This is a genomic window from Roseinatronobacter alkalisoli (assembly GCF_028745735.1).
Classification (GTDB): Bacteria; Pseudomonadota; Alphaproteobacteria; order Rhodobacterales; family Rhodobacteraceae; genus Roseinatronobacter; species Roseinatronobacter alkalisoli.
In genome coordinates, this window is the sequence record NZ_JAQZSM010000055.1 from 1 (window position 1) to 9,189 (window position 9,189).

Genomic DNA, 9,189 nt, shown 5'->3' on the forward strand with positions numbered 1-9,189 from the left:
CAACGACCAGCGCTGGTTCGGCCGCAGCGGCACTGGCATTGGTGTCCGACTGCCGCGTGCCCGCTTACGGCCACGTCTGCGGCGCACCGATAACCCCTCTTCACGATAAATCCGGTAGAGCTTCTTTGCATTCATGATCATACCCTTGCGTTCAAGCAGGATGCCGATACGCCGATATCCAAAGCGGCGTCGGCTCGAAGCAATGTCATTCATCGCCTTGCGGATGTCCGGACTGTCAGGCGGGCGTTCCCGACGCACAGTCTTCGGATCGACACCGATCAGGACGCAGGCCCGGCGTTGAGAGATCGGATGATCCTTCATCGCCCGCAGCACTGCGTCCCGCCGTTGCATCGGCGTCGTCAGGGCTTTCCCAGCAAATCTTTCAGCACAACGTTGTCGAGCATGGTATCCGCCAGCAAACGCTTCAGCTTCGCGTTCTCGTCCTCGAGCTGCTTCAGCCGCTTGGCGTCCAACAACTCCATCCCGCCATACTTGGCCTTCAGCTTATAAAACGAAGCGGGGCTCAGACCGTGCTTGCGGCAGACCTCCGCAGTGGCCATGCCAGCTTCCTGCTCTTTGATCATTCCGACGATCTGCGCTTCGGTGAAACGGCTTTTCCTCATGTCGTCTGCTCCTTCAAAGGTTGCGCAGACTCTACATCAGATTGAGGGAACTTCCGGGGGGCAGGTCACCCGCATCAACGAAATGGCCGCAATCACCGAAGATGTGGTAGAGGCCGCCGCTCAGACCCTCGTCATCGGAAACGCCAATTAACGCTCAAAAAAGACCGCCACATAGCGATCAAGTTCACACCCGGGCAGATGCCATTTGTCATTTGGACGGGGACGGTCCCGACGGATGCAGTCCGCGAAATGCGCGCCAAACCGGTTGACCCAGAGACGGATCGTTTCACGGCTCACGATGACGCCTCGTTCGGCGAGCAGATCCTCGACATCCGCCGTGCTCAGCGCAAACCGATGGTACACCCAGACAGCGTAGGCGACAATCTCGCGGGGAAAACGAAAGCCCTTCAGGCACCGCATGGACGTCGGTAATTTCATACCCCAACTCGTAGAAAAGTCACGCCGCGTAAACAACTTGGCAATGCCCCCTGAACCGTTGGGCCAGTTTGACGCCAATGGCAGGACCGCATTTCAGCAGTTTGCCCAACGCGCAGCATAGTTATGTGCAGCGCAAGGTTACACTCAACCCAGCTGCAAATTTGCGACAGAGCCAGGAGTGTTGTGGGCCATTACAAATTTGTAGACAGACGCACAATTGAAAATATATAATATATTATTAATCGAACTCATAGGATGATCATGCGATCCAAAAAAGCGGAACGGTTAAAGTTGTCCGACCGCGCTCGGGATAAAATCCGCGACAGGATCATCTCGGGGGCGTTCCCTATGGGGCGCAAGCTGCGCGAGGGAGAGTTGAGCGAAATGCTTGGAATGAGCAAAAGCCCGATTCGCGAGGCGCTTTTGCAACTGGAAAGCGAGGGGCTGGTAGAAATGCCGCCTGATCGTCCGGCGCATGTTTTTTCAATGGGCGCGGACAAAATTTCTGAACTGGGTGAGTTGCGCCAGATCCTTGAGAAAGAAGCGCTGCAGCTTGCAATCAAACGCGACGATCTGGGCTTGGCCACGGCGCTTGACTCAGTCGTCTTGTCAATGCGTGAGGCGCTTGAGGCGGGAGATGCGCTAAACTACCGTCTGCTGGACCGTGACTTCCATACGGCGATCTTTGATCGGTGCGGAAACAGCTATCTGCGCTCGACATATATGATGCTGTCTTTTCGCATCCAGGCGCTGCGAAACTGGCTTTCCCGTGACAGCGAACTGAATAATATCTCGTTCGCGGACCACGTAGATATCGTTGAAGCGATACGTCAGGGCGATTTCGCGCGCGCGCAGTCAATTCTGCGAAAGCATATTGCGGAAACGACAGAAAATTATCTCGCGCGCTTTGGTCCGTCCGTGACCGGCGGTGCCGATGCTACTGGCACATGTAACGTTCTGATCCCCGAAATGGAGCGTTTCTGTGTCGCCGCATTGACAGAAGTTAACGCGAATGAGCCGACGATTTCGGCTGTGGTCCGTGCCTTGTCCCATGCGTCGAAGCTGGGGATAGATTCTCATGGTTATCGGCTGCTGCCTCATTATCTGGAAGGCTTGAACAAAGGTCGCCTGAATCCATACCCCGCGCCGAAGCTGATTGGTGCCACTGGCGGCGCGCGCGTTCTGGACGCAGACAACGCGCATGGCGCGCTTGCCGGGTTCGAGGCTGCGAAACATGCAGTTGACTTGGCCAGAGAGCATGGGCTTGGGGCCGTCGCAATCCGCAATTCCTCGCATTTCGGGGCTGCCGGAGCCTTTGCAATGGCGATCGCCGAGCAAGGAATGATGGGTTTAGCGTTCTGCAACTCGGATAGCTTCGTGCGCTTGCATGGCGGTGCGCAAAGGTTTCATGGAACTAACCCTATCGCGGCGGCGGCTCCGTCAGAAGGTCCGCGACCGTGGCTTCTGGACATGGCAACAAGTTCAATTCCCTTCAACCGGGTGCTGCTTGCGCAGGCGCTTGGACATCCACTCGCGCCCGAGGTCGCATCGGATACCGATGGGCACTTTGTAACGGACCCTATGCAGGCCGATATGCTTGCGCCTTTGGGCGGGGCCTTGTTCGGATACAAAGGGGCAGGGCTTGCTGGGCTGACGGAAATTCTGACGACAGCGTTTTCCGACGCGCCGCTGAGTGTGGAGCTGCCGCCAATGATCAGCACCGATATGACCACACCACGCCGTCTTGGGGCGTTTGTTCTTGCACTAGACCCTGTGGCCTTTGGCGGCGCGGATGTTTTTCGTGCTGTGGTTGGACGCTATACCCGATCCGTGCGCCAGTCCCACAGGGCAGGAGTGGAGCCTGTCTTGGCGGCTGGTGACAGGGAATGGGAGGAGGAGGATCGTCGCAAATCCGAAGGGATACGTCTGGATCCCGAGACGATTTCGGCGCTCAACAGGTTCGCGGTGGAGCGATCTATTCCGCCGCTACAGACGGTGACTAAAATCAAAGCTGAAACAAGATGGAAAAAAAACCTTCGAGGAGGAAAATATGACCAATCGGAAATACAAGCGCACTGAGACAAGTGCCGTCAGCATCATGGCCCTTCTGGCCGCCTTTGCTATTCCAGCATCTGCGCAAGCCGCAGACCGCGTGCTGAATTGGGCGCATGTCTATGAGGCCTCTGAGCCGTACCACACCTGTGCGGTTGCTGCACATGATCAGCTTGTGGCAGCCACTGACAATCGGTTGGGCATTTCCGTCTTTCCAGCATCGTCCCTGGGCAATGAGGTTGATATCAACGAAGGGTTGGGTCTTGGCACCGTAGACATCATCTACACCGGGCAGCTTTTTGCCGGACGCTCCTACGGGCCCATGGCCATCGGTGGTGCGCCCTATATGTTCAGAGATTTCGACCATTGGGTCGGCTTTCGCGACTCAGATCTGTTTCAGGAACTTGCGGAGGGTTACACTAATGCAAGCGGAAACACGATTATTTCGCTGACGTATTACGGTGCGCGCCACACCACCGCGAACAAGCCTGTTCTGGAACCATCCGATCTTGATCGTATGAAGATACGCGTGCCTAATGCACCGCTCTACATGATGTTCCCGCGGGCTGCGGGTGCCAACCCGACGCCTATTGCCTTTGACGAGGTTTACCTTGCGTTGCAACAGGGTGTGGTCGATGCGCAGGAAAACCCCTTGCCAACCATTCAAGCAAAAGCCTTTCACGAGGTGCAGAGCGATATCAGTCTGACCGGGCATATTACTGACGCCTTGCTGACTATTGTTGGTGGTCCGACTTGGGCAAGCCTCAGTGAAGACGATCGCGCGGCATTAAGTACAGTATTGCAAGCCGCGGCAACCTGCGCAACTGATCAGATCATCCAGCTTGAGGTGGATCTGGCGGATTGGTTCCGTAGCGAGGGTGTGAATGTCCATGAAGTCGATCGCGGGCCCTTCATCGAAGTCGTGAGTGCGCTGCACAACAGCGATATGGCGACCTGGGATCAGGAAACCTACGACCGTCTTCAGTCGATTGGTCAGTAACAACGGCGAGACGCATCATTCAGACCGTGCGCGGCCCAAGCGTGCGCACGGTCCATGCTCTTCATCGAATTATCGCGATAGGTCTTGCCATGAGTCAACGACATGATCCTCCGCCGCAACCGCCGGACCATCAAAGGAATGATGATGTCGACCTGTCAGATCTGCGGTGGGATGACAGCATTGTATTTATCGTGTTCTGGGTGTTGGCCTTCGTGCTGTTCCTGCAGTTTTTCACGCGCTATGTCTTGAATAACTCACTTGGCTGGACAGAAGAGATCGCGCGTTTTCTTCTGATCGGCGTCACTTTTATCGGCGCTGTCATGGCGACGCGCAAGCATAGTCATATTGCCGTCGAGTTCATCTATCGCTGGGTTCCACGCCCTTTGCGGCGCGTTGCTCAGACGTCGATTGATTTGGTTAGCGTAGGCTTCTTCGCAATCATGTCGTGGTATTCGTATCAGGTGTCAGGTCGAACACAACAGATGATGGTCTCGATAGATGTGCCAAAATCGATTGTCTATCTCATCGTGTCGGTCAGCTTTGCGTCCATGGCGTTTTGCGCCGCACGCAACATGATAAAGCATCTGCGCACTGGCACATCAAAGTTGATCGATCCCGAGCTTGCTGAACAGCAACGCCTCGGAATCGACTAGGAGCATCGCCTTGGAAATCGTTATTCTTTTCGTGGCCCTTGGGGTCATGCTGGTTCTTGGCGCACCTGTCGCCGTTGCATTGGCGGGCTCCGCTTTGCTGTATATTCTCACGAGCAGTCCAGTTCCGCCGCTTATAGTGGCACATCGGATGATCAACGGGGTGGACAGTTTTCCACTTCTCGCAGTGCCTTTCTTCATTCTTGCCGGGAACCTGATGAACACGGCAGGCATTACAGAGCGAATATTCAAGTTCGCACTGGCCGTTGTAGGCTGGCTTCGCGGTGGTCTTGGGCATGTCAATGTTGGTGCGTCTGTCATATTTGCAGGCATGTCCGGGGCCGCTGTCGCAGATGCTGGCGGGCTGGGCGCGATTGAGATCAAGGCGATGCGCGATGCAGGCTATGATGATGAATTTTCAGTAGGCATTACTGCCGCGTCGTCAACCATCGGGCCGATCATTCCACCGTCGCTGCCGATGGTCATCTATGGTGTGGTTGCCGGTGTTTCGATCGGGCAGCTTTTTGCCGCTGGCTTCATTCCTGGTCTGATCATGGCTGTGTCGTTGATGATGCTGGTGGCATTCATCGCGTGGCGGCGGAACTATCCGCGCGATCAAGCGTTTCAGCTTTCGGTGCTATGGTACAGCTTCCACAAGGCCTTTTTGTCGCTGCTGACGCCGGTGATCATTGTCGGCGGCATCCTGACCGGGGCGTTCACACCCACAGAAGCGGCAGTTGCAGCTTGTGCATATGCTTTGTTTCTCGGTCTGTTCGTGTACCGCACCTTAACGCTACGGCGCTTCTTGCGCGTCAGCTTTGACACGATCGAGACGACAGCGGTGGTGTTGATGGTTGTCGGTGCGGCTGCAATCTTCGCTTGGGTGCTGACGGCGAACCGGGTGCCCGAACTGATGGCGGGAATGCTGCTGTCTGCATCTGACCGCCCATGGGTTATTTTGCTTCTGATTAACTTGATCCTGTTGATTGTCGGCATGTTCATGGAAACCGTCGCAGCCATTACTATCACTGTTCCAGTCTTGCTGCCGGTCGCCCTTGAGCTTGGGATTGACCCGGTTCACTTCGGGGTGATCCTGGTACTCAATCTTATGATAGGACTGCTAACCCCGCCTGTGGGCATGGTGCTCTATGTCCTTGCGCGTGTTGCAAACATCCGCTTCGAGCGTGCGGTGGTCGGGACTGCGCCGTTCATTGTGCCGCTGGCAGCGGTGCTTATGTTGATCACCTTTGTGCCTGCAGTCACCATGTGGCTGCCCACGCTGATCTATCGCTGACCGGGGACACCATGTCGACAGGTTCTGTCGCAAAGATTTTTGGTTTCCGGTTGGCTCTGCATGAAGCATCGGCGTAGGGGGTGACTTCACATCAAGGGTCGGATGAGTAAGATGGTTGATTTCAAAGGCGCGCGTTATCCAAAATCGGTGATCCTGTTCGCGGTCTTTGTCTATCTTCGCTACCCTGCTTCCTATTGTGACCAGCTCTGTTGATGGCATGGATGCCCCCTCCCGACGGCATCGCAATGTGCCAAGGTGATGTTTGCTGAAGGCATCACAGAAGGAGAGAGAAGCCATGTCCGAAGTTACAATTATCGGGATTGATCTTGCAAAGCGCGTTTTCCATTTGCACGGCGTGCGCGAGGATGGATCTGTCATGTTTCGAAAGAAGGCATTGCCAAGTTGTTGAGCATTGGATTTGAAAGGTCCTGGCTGGATACATCAAGCAGTCATCTGAGCGGCATAGTCTGTCCAGAGACAGAAAGCATCTGCCCGGGCGTGGCGATATGAGATAGCGGTCAGTTTGTAGCGTCGAGGGCGGAAGATGGTGTTGATCTGGTCATGCGCGACCAAGAAACGTTGTGCCTGTCTGGGCGACTTAAACCGGCCCCTGATCTTTTCTCGTCGTCGTGTTGGCCTGTGACTGCCCTCAATCCTGTTGTTAATGCCCTTATGGGCCCGGTGGTCAGCCTCCGGCGCTTGATGGGCAATCGGCTTGATGTAGCTGCGCAGCTTGTCTGTAACGACGACCCTTGGTTGGCCGAATTGCGCGATCAGCCTTGCCATGAAGCGCTTGGCAGCTTTGGCATTCCGACGCGTCTGCACGAGAATATCAAGCGTGTCGCCGTTGGCATCGACCGCCCGCCAGAGCCAGTGCTTCACCCCGTTGATCGGGATCACAACCTCGTCCAGATGCCATTTGGGCGGGGACGGTCCCGACGGATGCAGGCGGCAAATGCGCGCCAAACCGGTTGACCCAGAGACGGATCGTTTCACGGCTCACGATGACGCCTCGTTCGGCAAGCAGATCCTCGACATCCGCCGTGCTCAGCGCAAACCGATGGTACACCCAGACAGCGTAGCCGACAATCTCGCGTGGAAAACGAAAGCCCTTCAGGCGCCGCATGGACGTCGGTAATTTCATACCTCAACTCGTAGCAAAGTCACGCCGCGTAAACAACTTGGCAATGCCGTTGCCGATGTTGTTGGGCCGTAAGGCCCTGAGACAGCGTTAATTTTTAGTCAGTAGCCTCATATCTTGCCTGTCTCCGTTGCCGATTCTGAACGTGAAGTCCGCCGTTTTGTTTTTATCAGATTATCGTTTCATGCGCCGCGCAACGATTCATCCGAAGGGCCAGAAATATGAATTATTTCAATGTAATAATCGTTTCGTCCCCTTGACGATGATCGCTTCGCTTCCTGGTTTCCGTATCGTTGCAAAATCTGTGAAACGAAAACTTGCGCCGACGAAAAATGTCGGTGTATCAATAACCTAATCGTTTCACACTTGCGGGATATCGTTTCATGGCCTCGTCGGATCAAGACATTCTCGACTTTGTGGGCGAGAACCCGGGCGCCGGACGCGATGCCATTCGGAAGGGTGTTGCGAGGGATGTGAGCGAAACTACCATATGGCGTCTCTTAAAGCGCATGGTGGAGGAAGGTCGCCTCGAGGTATCTGGCAAGGGCAGGGCGACGGGATACAGGATCGCCGGTGGAGCGGCCATTCGAGCGCATTTGTCGACGCCGTACAACAGGCGGGCGCCAGTGTCCTATCGTCCGGAGTTTTTCGACGCATACGTGCCGGGAAAGACCTGGTATCTGTCTGCACCAGACCGCGAAAGACTATTGGAGGCCGGCCGTCCGCAGGGCGGTGCAATTCCAGCCGGAACATACGCGCGCCGGATCCTTGAACAGCTTCTGGTCGATCTCAGTTGGGCGTCGTCCCGGATGGAGGGTAACACCTACGATATTCTGCAGACCGAGCGACTGATCAGGTTTGGCGAAGAAGCTGCGGGAAAGGATCGGAAAGAGGCCCTGATGATCCTCAACCATAAAGAAGCCATCCAGTATGTGGTCGACAATCTCGATGAGATCGGGCTTCGGCGTCCTGATCTGTTCGCGATCCATGCACTGCTCTCCGATGGTCTTCTGGCGGACCCGGCGATGTCGGGCCGATTGCGAGCGATGCCGGTCGGGATCTCGCACTCGAGCTATCGACCGCTCGACGATGTGGTCACGATCGCAGAGGAGTTCGATATCCTGCTGCACAAGGCTGCGCAGATCACGGATCCGTTCGAGCAGTCCTTCTTCCTCCTGGTGCACATCCCGTACCTCCAGGCTTTTGCCGACGTTAACAAGCGGACCTCGCGCGTGGCCTCGAACATACCACTTCTGAAGTCGGACCTTGCGCCAATGTCGTTCACGACGATGGACGACAGCGACTATATCGACGGGCTGATCGGGGTCTATGAATTGAACAACGTAGCACTGCTGCGCGAGGCCTACATGGATGCGTACTTGGCTTCCGCCGAAAAGTACCGAATACTCCGCGCTGAGGTTGAAAGCCCGGAAAAAGCAGCCCTTGCTTATCGGGAATTTGTTCGCGCCGCGGTCCGGCGTTGCGTTCTCGAGTTCAAGGAGTTCCGAAACGATGCGGTTGATGAGATGGCTTTGGCTGCTGGCGTACCCGATGCTGATCGAGCGGATGTTGTCGCTTACGTCCGTGAGCAGATCGCGGGGCTCCATGAAGGCAACGTGATCCGCTATCGGCTGAAACCAGATGATCTGGAGGGAGTGAACCTGCGCTAGATCGTTGATCGAACCGGACCGAAGAACGTCGACGCATCAAAAGTGCATTCAATCATTGCGATAGTCGTTGCAATGATGGGCATCCAAAATGGTTCTGTCGCAAATTTCCGACATGGTTGAGTGTAGGCTGATGCTGGACGGAATTATGCTGCGAGCTGAGCGAACTGCTGAAATGCGTTCAAGCCGTTGGCGTGGAATTGGCCCTTGCGGATCATGTGCGCGGTCTCGATTCCCTCCAGCGTGGCCGAGGCGGAATAAAACGCTTTGAAGCCGAGCATTCGCCCAGTGATGCGTTTGATAAACCGGTGATCCTGCTCGAGG

At 55.7% G+C, this 9,189-nt stretch carries 6 protein-coding genes and 5 pseudogenes; 7 read left to right on the forward strand and 4 right to left on the reverse strand.

Features of this window, described 5'->3' with window-relative positions; all coding sequences use genetic code 11:
- Window positions 1-623 (reverse strand): annotated as a pseudogene (locus PUT78_RS22120) (transposase); the annotation flags it as partial.
- Between PUT78_RS22120 and PUT78_RS22125 the strand changes: the two are divergent.
- The gene (locus PUT78_RS22125; RefSeq protein ID WP_274354419.1) at window positions 622-774 is read left to right on the forward strand and encodes a hypothetical protein; all 153 of its coding nucleotides are present in this window, start codon (window positions 622-624) and stop codon (window positions 772-774) included. The pseudogene PUT78_RS22120 and the gene PUT78_RS22125 overlap by 2 nt on opposite strands.
- Window positions 775-818: 44 nt before the next feature.
- Here PUT78_RS22125 and PUT78_RS22130 read toward each other — a convergent pair.
- Window positions 819-1,061 (reverse strand): annotated as a pseudogene (locus PUT78_RS22130) (IS6 family transposase); the annotation flags it as partial.
- 261 nt (window positions 1,062-1,322) lie between these two features.
- On the opposite strand from PUT78_RS22130, the gene PUT78_RS22135 reads away from it, so the two are divergent.
- From PUT78_RS22135 to PUT78_RS22155, 5 genes and pseudogenes are all read left to right on the forward strand, one after another.
- The gene (locus PUT78_RS22135; RefSeq protein ID WP_274354420.1) at window positions 1,323-3,140 is read left to right on the forward strand and encodes an Ldh family oxidoreductase; all 1,818 of its coding nucleotides are present in this window, start codon (window positions 1,323-1,325) and stop codon (window positions 3,138-3,140) included.
- Window positions 3,112-4,113, forward strand: a complete 1,002-nt coding sequence (locus PUT78_RS22140; RefSeq protein WP_274354421.1) for a sialic acid TRAP transporter substrate-binding protein SiaP — start codon at window positions 3,112-3,114, stop codon at window positions 4,111-4,113. The genes PUT78_RS22135 and PUT78_RS22140 overlap by 29 nt, the downstream gene beginning before the upstream one ends.
- Window positions 4,114-4,202: 89 nt before the next feature.
- The gene (locus PUT78_RS22145) at window positions 4,203-4,766 is read left to right on the forward strand and encodes a TRAP transporter small permease (RefSeq protein ID WP_274354423.1); all 564 of its coding nucleotides are present in this window, start codon (window positions 4,203-4,205) and stop codon (window positions 4,764-4,766) included.
- A gap of 10 nt (window positions 4,767-4,776) precedes the next feature.
- Window positions 4,777-6,057, forward strand: coding sequence for a TRAP transporter large permease (locus PUT78_RS22150; RefSeq protein ID WP_274354424.1), 1,281 nt, complete (start codon window positions 4,777-4,779; stop codon window positions 6,055-6,057).
- A 111-nt stretch (window positions 6,058-6,168) separates the two neighbouring features.
- Window positions 6,169-6,258: pseudogene (locus tag PUT78_RS22155) on the forward strand (IS6 family transposase); the annotation flags it as partial.
- A 240-nt stretch (window positions 6,259-6,498) separates the two neighbouring features.
- Here the strand turns inward: PUT78_RS22155 and PUT78_RS22160 are convergent.
- A pseudogene (locus PUT78_RS22160) lies at window positions 6,499-7,201 on the reverse strand (IS6 family transposase).
- Window positions 7,202-7,581: 380 nt separating this feature from the next.
- Between PUT78_RS22160 and PUT78_RS22165 the strand changes: the two are divergent.
- Entirely contained in the window at window positions 7,582-8,868 is a 1,287-nt protein-coding gene (locus PUT78_RS22165) for a Fic family protein (RefSeq protein ID WP_274354425.1), read from the forward strand.
- 143 nt (window positions 8,869-9,011) lie between these two features.
- Here the strand turns inward: PUT78_RS22165 and PUT78_RS22170 are convergent.
- A pseudogene (locus PUT78_RS22170) lies at window positions 9,012-9,189 on the reverse strand (DDE-type integrase/transposase/recombinase); the annotation flags it as partial.